Origin of the sequence: Streptococcus sp. 68, from assembly GCF_013277415.1 — a bacterium.
GTDB lineage: Bacteria > Bacillota > Bacilli > Lactobacillales > Streptococcaceae > Streptococcus.
This window is the reverse complement of sequence record NZ_VMMX01000011.1, coordinates 55145-72843: the sequence shown is the minus strand read 5'-3', so window position 1 is coordinate 72843 and position 17699 is coordinate 55145. Positions and strand designations below refer to the sequence as shown.

At 40.4% G+C, this 17699-nt stretch carries 18 protein-coding genes; 1 reads left to right on the top strand and 17 read right to left on the bottom strand.

The window, feature by feature from the left end; all coding sequences use genetic code 11:
- Positions 1–6: 6 nt before the first annotated feature.
- The 15 genes from comA to HT720_RS06820 form a co-directional block, all read right to left on the bottom strand.
- Positions 7–2160 carry a peptide cleavage/export ABC transporter ComA gene (comA, locus tag HT720_RS06885; protein ID WP_173275165.1) on the bottom strand — a complete coding sequence of 718 codons (2154 nt, stop codon included), beginning with the start codon at positions 2158–2160 and terminating at the stop codon, positions 7–9.
- A gap of 549 nt (positions 2161–2709) precedes the next feature.
- Complete coding sequence (locus HT720_RS06880) at positions 2710–2916, bottom strand: bacteriocin immunity protein (RefSeq protein ID WP_173275162.1); 207 nt, start codon at positions 2914–2916, stop codon at positions 2710–2712.
- A gap of 77 nt (positions 2917–2993) precedes the next feature.
- On the bottom strand, positions 2994–3173 hold the full coding sequence (locus HT720_RS06875) for a hypothetical protein (protein ID WP_173275159.1): 180 nt from the start codon (positions 3171–3173) through the stop codon (positions 2994–2996).
- 80 nt (positions 3174–3253) lie between these two features.
- Entirely contained in the window at positions 3254–3469 is a 216-nt protein-coding gene (locus tag HT720_RS10410; protein WP_009014477.1) for a hypothetical protein, read from the bottom strand.
- A 3-nt stretch (positions 3470–3472) separates the two neighbouring features.
- Positions 3473–3628: a smi_0061 family bacteriocin-like peptide gene (locus tag HT720_RS06870; RefSeq protein WP_000357248.1), complete on the bottom strand. Its 156-nt coding sequence runs from the start codon at positions 3626–3628 to the stop codon at positions 3473–3475.
- A gap of 213 nt (positions 3629–3841) precedes the next feature.
- The gene (locus HT720_RS06865; RefSeq protein ID WP_000180825.1) at positions 3842–4039 is read right to left on the bottom strand and encodes a class IIb bacteriocin, lactobin A/cerein 7B family; all 198 of its coding nucleotides are present in this window, start codon (positions 4037–4039) and stop codon (positions 3842–3844) included.
- A gap of 812 nt (positions 4040–4851) precedes the next feature.
- Positions 4852–5583 carry a response regulator transcription factor gene (locus HT720_RS06860; protein ID WP_049512835.1) on the bottom strand — a complete coding sequence of 244 codons (732 nt, stop codon included), beginning with the start codon at positions 5581–5583 and terminating at the stop codon, positions 4852–4854.
- Complete coding sequence (locus HT720_RS10255) at positions 5580–6395, bottom strand: GHKL domain-containing protein (protein ID WP_000184941.1); 816 nt, start codon at positions 6393–6395, stop codon at positions 5580–5582. The genes HT720_RS06860 and HT720_RS10255 overlap by 4 nt, the downstream gene beginning before the upstream one ends.
- Before the next feature lie 564 nt (positions 6396–6959).
- On the bottom strand, positions 6960–7106 hold the full coding sequence (locus HT720_RS06850; protein WP_173213969.1) for a smi_0057.1 family bacteriocin-like peptide: 147 nt from the start codon (positions 7104–7106) through the stop codon (positions 6960–6962).
- A gap of 152 nt (positions 7107–7258) precedes the next feature.
- Positions 7259–8428 (bottom strand): N-acetylmuramoyl-L-alanine amidase family protein, encoded by a 1170-nt coding sequence (locus tag HT720_RS06845; RefSeq protein WP_173275155.1) that lies wholly within the window; start codon positions 8426–8428, stop codon positions 7259–7261.
- Between the two features lie 112 nt (positions 8429–8540).
- On the bottom strand, positions 8541–9392 hold the full coding sequence (locus HT720_RS06840) for a C40 family peptidase (RefSeq protein WP_240149485.1): 852 nt from the start codon (positions 9390–9392) through the stop codon (positions 8541–8543).
- 169 nt (positions 9393–9561) lie between these two features.
- On the bottom strand, positions 9562–9795 hold the full coding sequence (locus tag HT720_RS06835; protein ID WP_000136446.1) for an acyl carrier protein: 234 nt from the start codon (positions 9793–9795) through the stop codon (positions 9562–9564).
- 5 nt (positions 9796–9800) lie between these two features.
- On the bottom strand, positions 9801–10793 hold the full coding sequence (plsX, locus tag HT720_RS06830) for a phosphate acyltransferase PlsX (RefSeq protein ID WP_173275149.1): 993 nt from the start codon (positions 10791–10793) through the stop codon (positions 9801–9803).
- A complete protein-coding gene (gene recO, locus HT720_RS06825; protein WP_050261986.1) occupies positions 10790–11560 on the bottom strand; it encodes a DNA repair protein RecO in 771 nt (256 codons plus the stop codon). The genes plsX and recO overlap by 4 nt, the downstream gene beginning before the upstream one ends.
- Positions 11557–12726 (bottom strand): pyridoxal phosphate-dependent aminotransferase, encoded by a 1170-nt coding sequence (locus tag HT720_RS06820; protein WP_173275146.1) that lies wholly within the window; start codon positions 12724–12726, stop codon positions 11557–11559. Before HT720_RS06820 ends, recO begins: the two co-directional genes overlap by 4 nt.
- A gap of 480 nt (positions 12727–13206) precedes the next feature.
- On the opposite strand from HT720_RS06820, the gene HT720_RS06815 reads away from it, so the two are divergent.
- Entirely contained in the window at positions 13207–14217 is a 1011-nt protein-coding gene (locus HT720_RS06815) for a YeiH family protein (RefSeq protein ID WP_173275144.1), read from the top strand.
- Positions 14218–14400: 183 nt separating this feature from the next.
- Here the strand turns inward: HT720_RS06815 and HT720_RS06810 are convergent, their stop codons facing one another.
- Positions 14401–14838 carry a CoA-binding protein gene (locus HT720_RS06810; RefSeq protein WP_023932883.1) on the bottom strand — a complete coding sequence of 146 codons (438 nt, stop codon included), beginning with the start codon at positions 14836–14838 and terminating at the stop codon, positions 14401–14403.
- An 84-nt stretch (positions 14839–14922) separates the two neighbouring features.
- Complete coding sequence (gene polA / locus HT720_RS06805; protein ID WP_173275141.1) at positions 14923–17556, bottom strand: DNA polymerase I; 2634 nt, start codon at positions 17554–17556, stop codon at positions 14923–14925.
- Positions 17557–17699: the final 143 nt, after the last annotated feature.

The window sequence follows — 17699 nt, the reverse complement described above, 5'->3', positions numbered from 1 at the left end:
CTCTTTCTAGCTATTCACCAAATGGGCGTAAAATCCACCCTGTGCAAGCAAATCAGCATGCTTTCCTTCTTCGACAATCTTGCCCTGATCCAAGACAACAACCTTCTCTGTCCGCTCAGCAATAGTCAAACGGTGAGCAATGAAAATCAAGGTCTTGTCTAAAGCCATGAGATTATCGACAATTCGCTTCTCTGTCAAAATATCCAAACTGCTGGTCGCCTCATCCAAAATCAAGACCGGCGCATCTGTCAAGAGAGCACGCGCCAGAGCAATTCTCTGACGTTGACCACCTGAGATTCCTGCCCCATCCGAAGTCAATTCTGTCTGGTAATTCAGTGGCATGCGCTCAATGTCCTCCCGAATCTCTGCCAACTCGACCGCCCGTAAGATATCCTCTTGAGTCGTCCCTTCCTTGGCCCCAAGGAGAAGATTCTCCAAAATCGTTCCGTTAAAGACATAAGGCTGTTGAGGCAGATAGTTGATATACTGACGCAGAGCCTTTTTATCAATCTGATTGAGATTGACACCACCCAGACTAATCTCTCCCTGACTTGGGTCGTAAAAATTAACCATCATCTTGGCCAAGGTCGTCTTACCTGACCCTGAAATTCCCACAAAAGCCACCTTAGAACCTTGGGGAATGGTCAAATTGATGTCTGACAAGACATCTCGACCATAGCCATACTTGTAGTAAACCTGCTTGAAGGTCATATCTCCCTTCATCAAGCTCAGATCCTCAACTGTTTTCTTCTCCTCAAACTCAGAAGCTACCAGATAAACCTCATTCAGACGGTTATTGGCAACCTGCGCAGTCTGAAGTTTGGTTTGCAGATTGATGATATTTTCCAAAGGATTGGTAAAGTAAACCAGCAAGGTATTATAGGTAATCAACTGCCCCAAACTCATCTTGCCATCCATAACCAGAACAGCCCCCATCCAGAGAATGCCGACATTGAGCAAGAGATGGGCAACCTTTTTCAGAGCCTTTTGCTGACTCTCTGCCCGACTATAGGTAAAAGATTTTTTCAGATAATCCACAAATTCCTTGTCAATCTTTTGGTAACGCTGACTCTCACTGGTCAAGGACTTGATAGTCTCAATACCGTTGATGTCCTCAATGATAGAAGAAGACAGAACCGCATTGGCTTCCATGGTATCCCGATTCATCTTTTCAAACGGCCTCATAAAAGCAAAGATAATCACTGTGTAGATAGGCAGCGCCAATAAAGTCATGAAAAAGAGATTGGTATTTTGTGAAAATAAAACAAGAGAAATAATGACGACCGTTGATACATCTAGGAAAATCGAAAGAATGGTTGAAGCCAGTGCATCGATAATACTGTTAGCATCTGTAAAACGAGACACGATTTCCCCTGTCCTGCGTGTCGCAAAGAAGGACATAGGCAGGTGAAAAACATGCTTGATATAGGACAAAATCACATCAATCGACAAGCGTTGCCCCAAAACAAGCAAGAGATACTCCTGAGCATAAGACAAGATCTGCTGAAGAATATAAACAATCACCAGCCCAATAGAAATAATCCCCAGTGTCGAACGCATCTGATCTGGCACATAAGTATCAATGATAGACTGCAGATAATAAGAACTCACAATGTTAATCAAGGTTACCAAGAGTGTTGCCAAAACGATATTAGCAATCAAGCCACGCTGCTTCACTAATATAGGGATAAAAGAGAGCAGACCATTCTTTTGATCCTTATGAGGCTTGTAGTCTGGACTAGGGGCCATAAACAGAGTCACTCCTGTCCATTCTTCCGCAAAACGCTCACGTGGCAGTTTAGTCAACTTCACCCCAGGATCTGGGTCGGCAATATGAATGCTATCCTTATCCTGTCCAGTCACCACATAGTAGTGGAGCAATTTTCCTTCCTTAAGCACATGGGCAACAAAAGGAAAAGTCAAATCTGGTAAGTCAAAGAGCGTCATATCCGCCTTGATCGCTCGTGTCTCAAAGCCAATCTCCTCTGCCACCTTGACCAAGCCCAAAGCCGTCGTCCCATCCATGGTCGTCTTGGCCAATTCTCGCAAGTGAGCCAAAGAATAATAGCTACCATAGTAGCCAAAAACCATGGCTAATGAAGCTACACCGCAGTCCATCTGATCCACCTGCGGACGATAGTGACGTTTCCCAAATTTCATATTCATCTCCTTTTTCCTAAACTCAATGAAAATCAAAGAGCAAACTAAGAAACTAGCCNNGTTTTGAGGTTGTAGATAGGACTGACGAAGTCAGTCACATATATACGGCAAGGCGACGTTGACGTGGTTTGAATTTGATTTTCGAAGAGTATAAACTCATCTGATAACAACTATCTTACCTCAATTTCCAAACAAAAACTGGACTTCCTCCCCAAATGCGCCTATCTCCCTCCCAACTGCACTTTTTGGATAAAAAATAGGCAGAACAAGCGTCCTACCTACTAAAAATATGGTATGAAAGGAAATTGATTTTTTACTGTCACCCTAGGCAAGCTTGGGACAAATAAATCATTGATAGTAAACTTTACGACATCCTATTTAAAGTTAATTCAATTTTTAATGTCCCTGCTATTTCTAAGCCACCTCTGGTATGATCTATTCATAGTCAGAATAGATAACACCGTTCTAAATTACGATTCATCGTTACTCCTTTTTTGATTCGTTGCTACAAGACTCCTATTTCCCCATAGATTGTCTACTACTTCAAATTTATCCATTCTTTTTTTCTTTACTTCTATATAAAAGAATGAATATCATCACAAATAATGCAATCGTTGGTATATTGAAACTATCAAGCCAAGTAGGTAAAGATACTTTATTTATGTCAGCTACTAATCTGATGATTATATAAGACATTGAACTAAGTAATACCATGATTTCAGGCCAAACTTTCAGTATTGATTTAACAAATTTCATATTAAACTCCGATGTGATGCATTCTGAGATTATACTCTAGTCATTTTAGCACAGACTAACAAGTCATTCCTAACTGCTCACTCTACTTGCTTTTTATTGACCTTATATCCTAGATAAAAGAGCCCAAATAAAACAGGGTAAATTTCTGGATAAAATAGGGTATTGATTGGATTTTTCAAAATCAAATACGTTGCGATGTAGATAATGAGTGATACGGTAAAATACCCTTCAGCAAAACCTAATAAGAATTGTTTCATAATAGACTCCTAATTACCTGACAAGAATGGCGGAAAAACGCTGCCATTCACATACACAAAATCCTTTTGATTCATGTTCTTCATTTATAGTTTTGATTATTTTTTGACAAATCTTTGCGAAAAATACCAAAATATCCTGCGAAAAGCAAACCAACTAAAGTCCATTGCCAATTAAAGGATACTAACGAACCTGTACGAATCACATGAAGCGCGACATTAAGAGTTATTCCCAACAAAGGAAATATCGTGGCTAGTTTAGGTAACAATGTATTGAGATTAAGGTTGCGATTATTCATTATCTAACGCCCACGACGAGCCAAATCTGAACCAAATGTGTAACCAGCCCCAAATGCGCCAAATGCAATAGCACTTAGGCCAAATATAATCGAAATAGGTTCAATTCCTCCTTCAATTACTTGCAAATCTTTCTCATCAACTACTTGAAATTTATCCATTCTTTTCTCCTTTACTTCTATATAATAAAATGAATACCATTAAAAACAATGAAATTGTTTGTATATTAAAATCATCAAACCATGTAGGTAAGGGTAGCTTATTCACATCAGCTACCAACCTGATAATTGTATAAGATATTGAACTAAGTAATACCATAAGCTCAGGCCAAATCTTCAACATTAATTTAACAAATTTCATATATATCTACAAAATTATGGTCTATTAGCATAATATCCTGCAGCTATGCCCGCACCTGCTGAAACTGTAGCAAGCGCAGCTACACCTCCAATTAATTTCCAACCAATAACTACACCACCAATAATAATTGGTGCAATTCCCCCATCTACATTCATCAACTCTTCTTCTGTAAGAGCTACAAAGTTCTGTTCCATTTTGTCAAAATTTGTCATCTTTTTTCTCCTTTATTTCTATTTTTTAGTTTACGATTTCTGGCTCTTAAACCATTTTAAAAACCAGAATAGATAAATTACTGAATTCCTTTTCGTCTCACTTATCTATTTGAGAAGTGATTTAAAATGAACAGGTAAATTTCATTTATTTTAAATACCATTTGATAAACCATGGCAATAAGATTGGTAAATACATCGCGTAGTCTCCTTCCTTTTCGTCTCACTTATCTATTCGAAAAAAATTTCGAAAATGTACAACTAATTAAATTTATTTGAAAAATAATTTAGTAAACCACGGATAAAAAATTGGTAGATACATGAAATAGACTCCCTCCTTTTTCTTCTCACCTATCTATTCGAAAAACAATTCAAAAATGTACAACTAATTAAATTTATTTAAAAAATAATTTAATGTACCATGAATAGAAAATCGGTAGATACATAAACCAGACTCCTTTTCTTTTCCTCTTACTTATCTATTCGAGAAAAATTTCGAAAATGTACAACTAATTAAATTTATTTAAAAAATAATTTAATGTACCATGAATAGAAAATCGGTAGATACATAAACCAGACTCCTTTCTTTTTCTTCTCACTTATCTATTCGAAAAAAATTTCAAAAATGTACAACTAAATTAAATTTTATTTAAAAAATAATTTAATGAACCACGGATACAAGATTGGTAGATACATGAACTAGGCTCCTTTCTGTTTCCTCTTACTTATCTATTCGAGAAAGAATCCAAAAAAATAAGAATATCAGAAAATTTTCCGACATTCTTATTGATAAACTCATTCAAATCTAACAGATATTAGACATTGAGATGTTTTTTAAGGGTTCTTCTGGCTGTTCGTGATACGGGGAAATGCAAGCCTTCTAACAAGGTCACTTCTGTGGCAGTCATCTCTTCAATGGCTTGTAAACTGACTAAAGTATTGCGATTAGCATAGACAAAGTAATCTTTTTCAGCCTTGGCAGCGATATCCTTGAGACTGCCATAAATGGTCTTGATAGAATGATTGGCATAATAGACCTTGATACGATGGGATTCCACTGAGGTTTCAAAGGCTAAAATCTCATGGTAGGGCAGAGTAAAGCCTCGTCTTCCCTCAAAACTATAGGTGAAGAGACGCATATTTTCTCTCTTGTCCACTGCCAGTACATAGTCCAGACAGCGCTCCATCTGATGACGGTAATCCTCCTCAGGCTGATCCTTGGAAATAAAATCCAAGGCAGACAAGTGGTAGCGAAAAGCTAGAGGCAAGGCCTCCGAGTGTGTGGACACAAAGACAATACTTGTAAAGGGATCCCGCTCCCGAACCTGTTGAGCAACCTGAAAACCCCGTTCACGCTCTCCATCAATCTCTAAATCCAATAAATAGAGCTGATAATGGTCAAAATACTGAGAATACTTTTCAACATCTCCATAGTTTTTAGCAATATCAATTTCCAATCTTAAATTGCGAGAGCGACCGATATCTAGTAAAGTCTGCTCTATCCGTCCCTGCTGAACTCTATCATCTTCCAAAACTAAAATTCTCATTCCTCTCCCCCTCGTTTCTCATCCTTAAACGGCAATTCTAAATCTTGTCTAAAAGTCGTCTCTCCTAGCTGGGTATCTAAGTTTAAATCATAATGAAAAACCATATCTTCCAAGGTCGCTAAGCCCAGTCCACTGTGGTTACCCTTGGTAGAGTAACCCTTTTGACTGAGAATGATGGGATTCAGTTCTTCTTTCTTACGAGTGTTTTCAATGATAAAACGGACACTCCTATCACCTGCCAACAAAGCAACCCGAATCTGCGGATTTTCAGCCTCACTGGCTGCCTCTAAGGCATTTGTCGTGAGGATAGAGAGGATACGGATAGCCTCCAACATCGGCAATGCCAGCTCTTCGACAACCCCCACCGTCTCCAAACTAAAATGAATTCCCTGATTATCTGCCACAATCATAGCTTTTGCCAAAGTATTACGAATGGCTATATCATGGATATTATGAAGATTAAAGGCCGTGTAATCTGCCTTCCTCAGCTTTTCATTGGTCTTTAGAAAGACATCTTGATAAATGGTAGACACCTCAGCCATGTCTTGATTAGCTATGGCAGGCTCCATGCTGGCGACAATCCCCGCAAAATCATGACGGAAACCTCGAACTTCATCATAGAGATGACCTAGCTTGTCCACCATCCCTTGCAAGGAACGATTTTCTTCTTCCTGTCTCTGAATGGTCTGCTCATCACGATAAACCTGCTCTAAGTGTCTGATATAAAAGAGCCAGGAGAAAAAGAGAATGAAAATCAGGAGAGAAATGGTCGTGTCAAAGCGAACGTAAAAAGAACTATTTCTATTGGTCATGAACGAAGAGAATATCCTAAATCCAGTCAGAGGTAGGATAATGAAAAAGCTCTTACGATAGTGGGTTTTAAAAGTATCTGAAAAGAATAAATCCAAATCCAAAGACCAACGCTTCATAATTTTACAACATAGAAAGATTGATAATAAATCAAATATAGATATATATAAAGTAGAAAACGAATCTACGAAACAACAATGCTCACCAGATAATACACGAATCCAAATTGTCAAAAATAAATAACGAATACTTTGAAAGAAGAGAAAAAGATAGAGCGAAAGAAAAAGAGATTCCCCTTTTCCCTTGTGCAATACTAATAAAAAAATACAGTAAAAGTAGATAAGAACTCCTATATGAAATAATTCTCCAAATGTTTGACGAGCAGATAAACTAATTAAAAATATAAGTATCCAATAACGTTTTTTATAAAATTCTGGGGAAATTTGAGCGCCCAAATAAATAGTAGGCACTATGGTTGAAACGACTACCAACAGTAGATATATCACAGAAAATAAGAATTCTAAAATAAGCATAAATAAATCTAATCTCTAACTAATACTGTGAATTTAAGCAACGTGTCTACCCGTACCAAATAATTTATTGCACCATTTTACAGTATCTTCAAAAATCCCTCCACCATTCACTTCCTCCAATACCTCTGAGGTTAACTCTTCAAATTGTTCCAATTCTACAAATGTATTTTTCATTTCCATGACAGACTCCTTTTCATTATTTTATAGATAACTCTATCCCCTGCTTCATCTACAAAAGGCTTTAGTTTCCTTTTAAAATACAAGAAATCTAAAGCCTCCTGAAAATGGTATATTGGTTAGAGTGTTAACAATTAGTTGTGAAGATGTTATTTTTATTTAACCACAACCACTTTATAATATTCGTTTGAGTGTGGAGATTCAATTTTAATTTTTTCACCATATAAACCATCGATTTCTTTATCCAGATAATCTGAAACTCCTGATGGCAAGCGTTTCATCTTAAGAATTTCACCAGATTGATCCGCATAGGCTAGGAAGTGATAGTGGGTTGTAGCCATACCATCATCAATTAATACAAAGTAACCTGTTTTGAGCTTACCTTGCTCATTTTCTAAATAGTATAGTTTATTGTTATTGATTGTAAAGTGGGTAGCTCCAAGACGAAGTCGTGCACCTGGATTTTCTAAATAGACATCATTGCCAACTTTTTTAATCTCTGAATAGGTTGTCATTGCTGGGATATTAACCACACGATGTCCATTTTCATCAAAGTAGTAGCGATTTGGTAAGTTTTGGAAGTTCTGTACAACTGCCTTAGGATCAATTTCTTGTCCTTCTTCTTTATTATCCACTAAAGCTAAGGTAGTATTTGCAACTTCATCCCCATATTTGTTAGAGAACTTCTTGAACTCTGGTCTGATATACCAAGTGTTTTTTTCAATAATAACATCGTCACCTTTAGCATTTAGCAAATATTCTTGCCCATCTCCAAGTTTGACAATATCATGAATATTGTATCCAGCATCTTTTCTATTTGCTAGATAGCCATCCTTACCAATGACATAACTTTCCCCATCACTGGCTGGAACAGCTCTATCTGCGACCATAGCACCTGATTTTTCAAAGTAAGACCATTTACCATCTATGAACTCCCAACCTGTCATCATAGAACCACTAAAATGAAGATAGTACCATGTAGACCCTTCTTTGTACCAACCTGTACGCATGGCACCACTATTAGCTAGTGAGTACCATGTGTTGCCTTCCTTGTACCAGCCAGTACGCATAGCTCCACTATCTGCTAGTGAATACCATGTATCACCGTCTTTGAGCCAGCCTGTCTGCATTTTACCAGTGCTGTCGAAGTGATACCATGACCCAGCATTTTGTACCCATTTATCCTTAGCTAGACTGCCATCTTGTGAAAGATTCCAGTCAGCACCATTTTTAACCCAAGTATCTGCAGCCTGTGCTTGGTTAATAGACAAAAGCAGACCAGCACCTGCAAGCAAACCAAGAGTAAGTAATTTAGATTTTTTCATAGCTATTTCCTCCTTTATCGAACAGCTATAAGAGGGCTTCCCCTCTTTATTTAGCTATATTTTAATACTTTTCATTATCAAAGTCAATAATATTGTGAAAAATTAGACAATATTACCAATATCTACGAATTGTATTTTGAGTAATACCGTATTGATTCATATAAGAAACATATTGACCTGGATATGGAGCATGAACTACCTTTCCACCACCAACATAAATACCTACATGGTCATTTGTCTCTTCACTATTATACAAAATCAAATCTCCAGCTTGTTGAGAACCATTACTTACATAACTTCCTCCTGTTGCTTGACCATAGGTTACTCTAGGAATACTAATATCAAACTTAGCATGAATAGCCATCGTAAATCCTGAGCAATCTACGCCACTATTCAAATCTGCCCCACCCCAAACATATGGAATTCTTCCTACAAATGTCTCTGCGTATTCACCAAGTGCCTGCCCACGATTTTCTACCCATACACCACTTTCTCTAAAGAAATATGGTGTACCATTCACACGTTGATAACCAGTGACCATAGCACCACTAGCAGATAAGTAGTAATAATTGCCATCAGGTTGAATCCAAGTATTTTCTTTCATCCATCCTTGGTCATCAAAATAGTACCACTTGCCATCTAATTGTTCCCAATTTTTAGCATAACCACCTGAACCGTATTTAAACCACCATTTACCATTGGTTTGCATCCATGTTCCTTTCGGATCACGATATTGATTGAAAGCTTTCTTCTCTTGATTGCCCTCTGCTTGAGTTTCTTTATCTTCAAAACCAATCAATTTTACTTGATCAGCTTCTTCAGCTTTTATCTTACCTTGATTAACTAATTGAGCAATCGCTTCTTTCTCACTTGCTGATGGGGAATCAGCATAGGCTACCGTAGTATTTGCTAGGAGAACGCCTCCTGCAAGAACTAACAAACTAGAATAAAGATATTTTTTCATCATAAAAATCCTTTCTTTTTTCTCCTTTTTGGAGATTGATTTTTCTGACTCTATTATATCCCTTATTTGTCCTCAGATTTCTACTGTCCCTAGAAAGACTAAATCTGTTCCTAAACGGTCACTTGAACCAAAGAAAAATTCCAAAACAAGCGCCTTGGAACTCCGATTTCTATTTTCCTTGAATGATTTTAACCACATCTCCTACACTTTGGAGTTGGTCAATTTCCTCATCGCTGATTTCGATATTAAATTCATCTTCCAGTGTCAAGATAAACTCCATCAAGTCAACTGAGTCCGCATCCAAATCGTCTTTCAGACTCAAGGATTCTGTCACGACAAAGTCCTCTCCCTGTCGCTCTTGGATAATGGTCACAATACGGTCAAAAATTTCTTTTTCTGTCATCTCTTTTATTCTCCTGAAAATTCACGCGCAGTCTGGGCAACTACGTCTGTCTCTAGCATGGTACGAATCTGGCGAATCGTACTATACACAGCCTTGGCATCACTTGAGCCATGAGTCTTGACAACCGGTGCCTTGACACCAAACAAGACCGCTCCACCAACATCTGAATAGTTGAGCTGTTTTTTCAAACCTCTGAGGCTATCTTTGAGAAGGAGGGCGCCTAGTTTCGCTCGAAGACCACCACCTGTAATAGCTGTCTTGAGCAAGTCCATGATTCCCATGGCTGTCCCTTCAATGGATTTGAGCACAGCGTTTCCCGTGAAACCATCTGCGACGACAACATCCGCAACACCATTCATCAAATCACGCGCTTCCACGTTTCCGATAAAGTTCAAACTCTCATCAGCCGCTAGTAATTCATAGGTTTCCTTACGAAGCGGGTCACCCTTGCTACTCTCTGTTCCATTATTGAGCAAGCCAACACGTGGTTGCGCAATCCCTCGGACATTTTTTGCATAGAAGGAACCTAGAACCGCATATTGATGGAGGTGCTGGGCTGTATTCTCCGCATTGGCACCGAGGTCTAGCATGTCAAAACCTTTTCCATCTACAGTCGGCAAGGTCGACATAAGGCCTGGTCGGTCAATGTTCTTGATACGACCCACGATGAAAAATCCTGCTGCTAGTAAAGCACCTGTATTCCCAGCCGAGAGTACAGCATCTGCTTCACCCTCTTTGACAGCCTTGGCTGCCAATACCATACTGGCATTTTTCTTCTTCCGAATAGCTCTCGTAGGTTCATCGTCTGAATCAATCTTCTCATCCGTATGGATAATGCTGACGCGCTCTGTCGCTGTCAGATATTGCTTGATTTTAGCTTCATCTCCGTAGAGTTGAACCTCGATATCTGAAAAGTCAGCTAGGGCTTGATTGACACCCTCAACGATGGCCTGAGGTGCGTAATCGCCCCCCATGGCATCTACTGCGATTTTTTTCATTTCTTTTCCTCTTTTAGTAATTGTCCCCAGTCTGCTAGGGAATCAATAAATTTCTTTGATTTTAGGTGAATCCCAACATACTCTTCGTAGAGTTGATCCATAAATTGGCGTAGCTCTTGCTTGATTTCAGGCTTGAGCGAAATGGTCTCCAAAGTCTCAAAATCAATGGCTTGAAATTGATTGAGCAGATAAGGGATATTGGGATTGAGATGGCAACGTCTCTCATCCTCATGATAATGATCTGGACAGAGGCAGGCTCCATATTTGAAAGAAAAGTCAAAAGCCTGACCAACCCGATGGCAGAAGACACACTCATTAAAATTGAGGCTAATCCCAAATCGAGTCAAGATTTGAATTTCAAAAATATTAGTCAAAACCTGATAATCCAAGCCCTCTTCCATCAACTCCAAAGTCTTTTGTAAAAAAGCAAACAAGGGAGCATCCTGCTGATTGTCCTGCAAACTAGCATCTGCAAGAGCTGCCACATAGGTCGCATAGGCCATGACAAAGAGATCGCTATTAATCTTGGGAAAAGTCATCACCTCATGATAGTCCTCAATGTAGCTAAGCCCGTCATCATTGATTCGTAAGAGAAATCGTGCCAGCACCAAGGGCTGAATAACAGGAGCCAGTTTGGACTGGCCAGCATGTTTGACGAAAAACATCCGCTTACCAGCCTGCTCAGTAAAAATCTTGACTAGCTTGTCATCCTCACGAAAATTGCGATTGTAGAGCACCAAGCCTTGACTCGTGATAGACTGAATCATGCTTCTCTCATGTACTCCTCAAGTCGTTTCATGGCTTCTTTGATCGTCTCCATGCTGGCTGCATAAGACAGACGCACATAGCCTTCTCCGTAACGCCCAAAGGCAGCTCCAGGGATAAAGGCAACGGCCTTCTTCTGAGCAAAATCCTTGAGAAAGTCAAAGGAATCTTGATTATAGCCCGCTGGAATCTTAGCAAAGATATAAAAGGCACCGTCTGGTTTGATAATCTCAAAACCAAGAGCAGTCATTTTCTCGATAATATAGTCCCGACGCTGGATGTATTCCTTCTTCATAGGCTCCGCATCGTTTTTACCAGCCGTCAAGGCTTCTACCGCAGCGTGTTGCGCCATAGTATTTGCGGCAGTAACCAAGTACTGGTGACTCTTGATCAATTGGGCTGTAAAGGCTGCAGGAGCGAAAATCAACCCCAAACGCCAACCTGTCATAGCATGCGATTTAGACAAACCATTGATAATGATAGCCTGATCTCTCAACATAGTTCCTAGAGACACATGGGCTTCCCCTGTGTAGGTCAATTCTGAGTAAACCTCATCACAGACAACGAAAATCTCATACTTGCGTAAAACAGCTGCCAAGGCTTCCAACTGCTCCCGACTATAGGTAATTCCTGTCGGATTGGCTGGATAGTTGAGAATTACCGCCTTGAGCTTGTCACCTTGCTCCAAAATGGCCTTCTCCAACATCTCAGGAGTCAAAACAAACCCATTTTCAGTTGTATCAATCTCGACAATCTCTGCCCCAACTAGATTGACAATCGGTTCATAACCCGGATAGGCAGGAGCTGGCAAGAGCACCTTGTCTCCCTCTTCCAAAATAGCTGTCAAAGTAGCAGATAATGCCTCTGTCGCCCCAATTGTAACCAAGATTTCATTTTCAGGAGCATAGTCCAGTTGGTACTTTTCCTTAACAAAGTCACTGGCTGCCTGACGTAGAGTCAGCAGACCACTCATCCCTGTATAGTAGGATTGGTTCTGATCAATCGCTCGCTTGGCCGCCTCCTTAACATGATCTGGTGTTGTAAAATCAGGTTCCCCCAAAGTCAAACGCAAGACCCCATGAATCTCCGAAATAGCCTGGTCAAACTGACGAATCAACGAAACTTGAATCTTATCTAACTGTTTATTAAAGCGCTTAGTTAAGTCCATAGATACCTCCTACTTTCAAAACGTATCTCTATTATACTACAAAAGCCCCCCGACCGCAAAAATACATGATAGAATAACGCTAGCATGACAAATTGAAGTATGTTAAAATGGATTTGTCGCAACTCCACTAACGAACTTAGTTTGGAGGTGAGTTTTTGCTAATCTTCGTTACAGTTATTCTAGCACCGTTACTGATTACTATTATCGGTAATGTCATTTCTGAGTGGATAGTCAGAAAGTGGTTAGATAAGCGCGACAAAAAAATATAACCTGAGTTTAGTTTTAATGTAACTGGACAAAAAGAAATACCAGAGGTGGAGCTCTGGTATTTTTGTTTTTGCCAAGACTTCGTTACAGTTCTTGTAAGATTATTATTACATAATTAGCACTACTTGTCAAATAATTATTAGGCTCCACTTTCTATTTTACTTTTCCTGTTTATAGGTCTATAATAGTAACAGATTCTATTTGGAGGTTTTTATGTCATTTCTATCAAAAAATGGAGCAGGCATCTTTGCCTGCCTTCTCATTTCTATCGTATCTTGGTACTTAGGAGGATTCTTCCCTGTGATTGGCGCGCCTGTATTTGCGATTTTCATAGGCATGCTCCTACATCCCTTTCTCTCGTCTTATAAACAACTGGATGCTGGATTGACCTTTAGTTCTAAAAAATTGCTCCAATATGCCGTTGTCTTGCTTGGTTTTGGTCTCAATATCTCGCAAGTCTTCGCAGTCGGACAATCTTCACTCCCTGTCATCCTATCCACCATCTCAATAGCTCTGATTATTGCCTATTTCTTCCAGCGCTTCTTTGCACTGGATACAAAACTGGCTACCTTGGTTGGAGTAGGTTCTTCAATCTGTGGTGGTTCTGCCATTGCAGCAACAGCGCCTGTTATTCACGCCAAGGAAAAGGAAGTAGCCCAAGCCATCTCCGTTATCTTTTTCTTCAATGTCTTGGCTGCGCTCATCTTTCCAACCCTAGGAACCTGGCTTCACCTATCCAATGAAGGCTTCGCCCTCTTTGCAGGAACTGCGGTCAATGATACTTCCTCTGTAACCGCCACAGCCAGCGCTTGGGACAGTCTCTACCAAAGCAATACCCTCGAGTCTGCAACCATTGTTAAACTCACACGTACTTTGGCCATTATCCCTATCACGCTCTTTCTATCCTACTGGCAAAGTCGCCAACAAGAAAACAAGCAAAGCCTACAACTGAAAAAAGTCTTCCCACTTTTTATCCTTTACTTTATCCTTGCCTCTCTCCTCACTACACTACTCACCTCTCTAGGTGTGTCTAGTAGTTTCTTTACCCCTCTCAAAGAACTCTCTAAATTCCTTATTGTCATGGCCATGAGTGCTATCGGGCTCAAAACCAATCTGGTAGCTATGGTCAAATCCAGCGGAAAATCCATTGTTCTCGGAGCCATCTGCTGGATTGCCATCATCCTCACTAGTCTTGGTATGCAGACCCTTATCGGCATTTTCTAATACTCTTCGAAAATCTCTTCAAACCACGTCAACGTCGCCTTGCTGTAGGTATGGTTACTGACTTCGTCAGTTCTATCTACAACCCCAAAACAGTGTTTTGAGCAGCCTGCGACTAGTTTCCTAGTTTGCTCTTTGATTTTCATTGAGTATAACACAAAAGGTAGCCCACCAGCTACCTTTTTCTTATGCTTCCTTAATCAAGCGAGTATGTTCTCTCTTGATGCAGCGATTCATCACAATGTCATCGCATCCACCAGCACGCAAAATCTCTTCCGCTTCTAGACTTTCAAGTCCTAGCTGTGCCCAAAAAATCTTAGCATCAGCCTTGAGAAAATCACGCGCCACATCTGGCAAAAATTCACTGCGACGGTAAACATTGACAATATCTACAGGAAAAGGAATCTCTGCTAGACTAGCATAAGCCTTTTCACCCAAGATTTCGCCACCTGCCGCCTTGGGATTGACTGGAATGATTTTATAACCTCGAGCCTGCATTTCCTTGGTCACTCGATTGCTGGTTGTTTCCTCACGGTCTGATAAACCCACTACAGCAAGGGTTTTACTCGTTGCTAGATACTGACGAATCACACCATCACTTGGATTGATAAATTCTTGACTCATAGAAATCCTCCTTTTTCATCAGTATAGCACAATTTGAAAAGGCTTGCAGAATTCTACTACAAAAAAGGAGGACTAGCCCCCTTTTTATTTAGCCTCGTACCAGGTTGCCCCTTCATTTTCGTCTGCAATAAGGGGAACACTGAGTTGAATGGCTTCTTCCATGGTTTCTTTGACCAATTTTTTCATCTCTGCTAGTTCCGATTTAGGAACTTCAAGGACGATTTCATCGTGCACTTGCAGAAGCATCTTAGTCTGATAACCACCTGCAACCAAGGCTTTATCTAGCTGAATCATGGCAATCTTGAGAATATCTGCTGCCGAACCCTGAATAGGAGAATTGATGGCTGTCCGCTCCGCAAAACCACGAATATTGAAGTTGCGCGAATTGATATCTGGCAACTCACGACGACGCTTGAAGAGGGTCTCTACATAGCCCTTATCACGCGCCTCACGCACCACTTCATCCATGTAGTTTTTAATACCTGGAAAACGTTCAAAGTAGGTATCAATGTAGGCTTTGGCTTCCTTACGGCTAATTCCCAAATTATTAGACAAACCAAAGTCTGAAATCCCGTAAACCACTCCAAAGTTAACTGCCTTAGCATTGCGACGGTCGTTTGCAGTCACATCCTCAGGACGCTCAATGCCAAAGACCCGCATGGCTGTCGAAGTATGGATATCCGCCCCCTCTTGGAAGGCCTTAATCAAGTGCTCATCCTTAGAGATATGAGCCAAAACGCGTAATTCAATCTGTGAATAGTCCGAGCTGAGCAGCACACTATCCCCCCACTCTGGCACAAAAGCTTTCCGAATCAAGCGCCCTTGTTCCAATCGGGCAGGAATATTTTGCAAGTTTGGATCCACACTAGACAAACGCCCAGTCTGGGTCAAATCCTGAACATAGCGAGTATGAATCTTGCCATCAGCTAAAATCCAGTCCTGCAAGCCAATTACATAAGTGGATTGAATCTTGGCAATCTGACGATAGTCTAGGATTTTCTTAACAATCGGTGCAATCGGAGCTAGACGCTCCAAGACATCCACCGCTGTCGAATAACCTGTCTTGGTTTTCTTAGTGTATTCTAGAGGTAGCCCCAATTTTTCAAAGAGAAGCACGCCCAACTGCTTAGGCGAGTTGATATTAAACTCCTCACCAGCCAATTCGTAAATCTCCTGAGTGAGTTTTTCAATGACAAGCTCATTTTCAGCCTGCATCTCAAGCAAGGTCTCTTTCTTGACCGTAATCCCAGCAATTTCCATCTTGGCAAGGACAAAAGCCAAAGGTTGTTCCATATCATAAAGAAGCTCTAACTGCCCATTTTCGCTGAGTTTTTCAAGTAAAATAGGCTCTGTTTCGACCAAAACAGCAAGCTTACGAACTAAATGCTCCAAGAATTTCTCACGTTCAGGAAGAGCCTTCTTGACTCCCTTACCATAGAAGGTCTCATCATCAACCAAATAAGTCTGACTATAAAGACTAGCGATAGTCGCAATTTCATTGTCCTCCACAGTCGAAAGGAGGTATTTAGCCAAACGGCTGTCAAAAGCAGGCGCCTGCAAATCCACACCAAAGCGATTCAAGAGAACTTTAGCCTTCTTAAAGTCATAAACTCTCAGAGGTGTTTTTTCTAAAAAGTCCTTGAAAATCGGCTCTTGCAACAGCTCAAGCTTGTCTGTGGCATAGAGCTTATCCCCACAAGACCAGGCAAAACCAACCAAATCATCCGTATGGTAATTCTCACCAAAAAGCTCAAAATGGAAGATAGACTCTTCACTCAGCATATCTTGACTAATTTGGTCAACGATAGTAAAGTTCAAACTCTCAGCCACATCAGCTGACGACACATTTAAAGCCTGCTTGAGCTGTTTGAAGCCCATCTCATCGTAGAATTTCCCAAGATTTTCCACATCTGGACCACTATAGACCAAATCCTCCAAACCAATCTCAATCGGTGCCTTGGTATCAATGGTCGCTAATGTTTTTGACAAAAAGGCCTGTTCCTTATCATTGATGAGATTTTCCTTCATCTTAGAAGCCTTCATCCCATCGATATTTTCATAAATTCCCTCAAGCGAACCATGCTCCAGCAAGAGCTTGATACCTGTCTTTTCACCAATTTTGGTCACCCCAGGAATATTATCCGACTTATCACCCATGAGCGCCTTGAGATCGATAAACTGCGTCGGTGTAATGCCCATCTTTTCCATGAGATAATCTGGCGTAAAGGCCTCAAACTCAGCCACACCTTTCTTGGAAATCTCAACCACCGTATGCTCATCCGTCAGCTGAATCAAGTCCTTGTCCCCACTGACAATGGTAATGTCAAAACCATCCTGTTCAGCTAGCTTATCCAGCGTCCCGATGATATCATCAGCTTCATACTGAGCCAACTCATAGTGACGAATCCCCATATGATCCAGTAACTCACGAATGAAAGGAAATTGCTCACGAAACTCATCAGGAGTCTTAGCCCGACCACCCTTATAGTCCGCATACATCTCTGTACGGAAGGTCGTCTTTCCCGCATCAAAAGCCACCAAAATATGACTGGGCTCCACCCGCTCCAATAAATGGCTCAACATCAATTGAAAGCCATAAATCGCATTGGTATGCAAACCAGCCGCATTCTTAAAACGGTCCAACTGCTGATAGAGTGCAAAAAACGCCCGAAAAGCAACAGAAGACCCATCAATCAATAATAATTTTTTCTTATCCATACACCCATTATAAAGGAAAGCACCAAAAAATACCATTGGGAAGAGCCAGACCAAGCATTTTTCATACTTTTTCCGAATAAATAGATAGAGCCAGTGAATCTAGTAAACCTAGATTTAAAAATGTGCTATAATGAAAGGAGAAG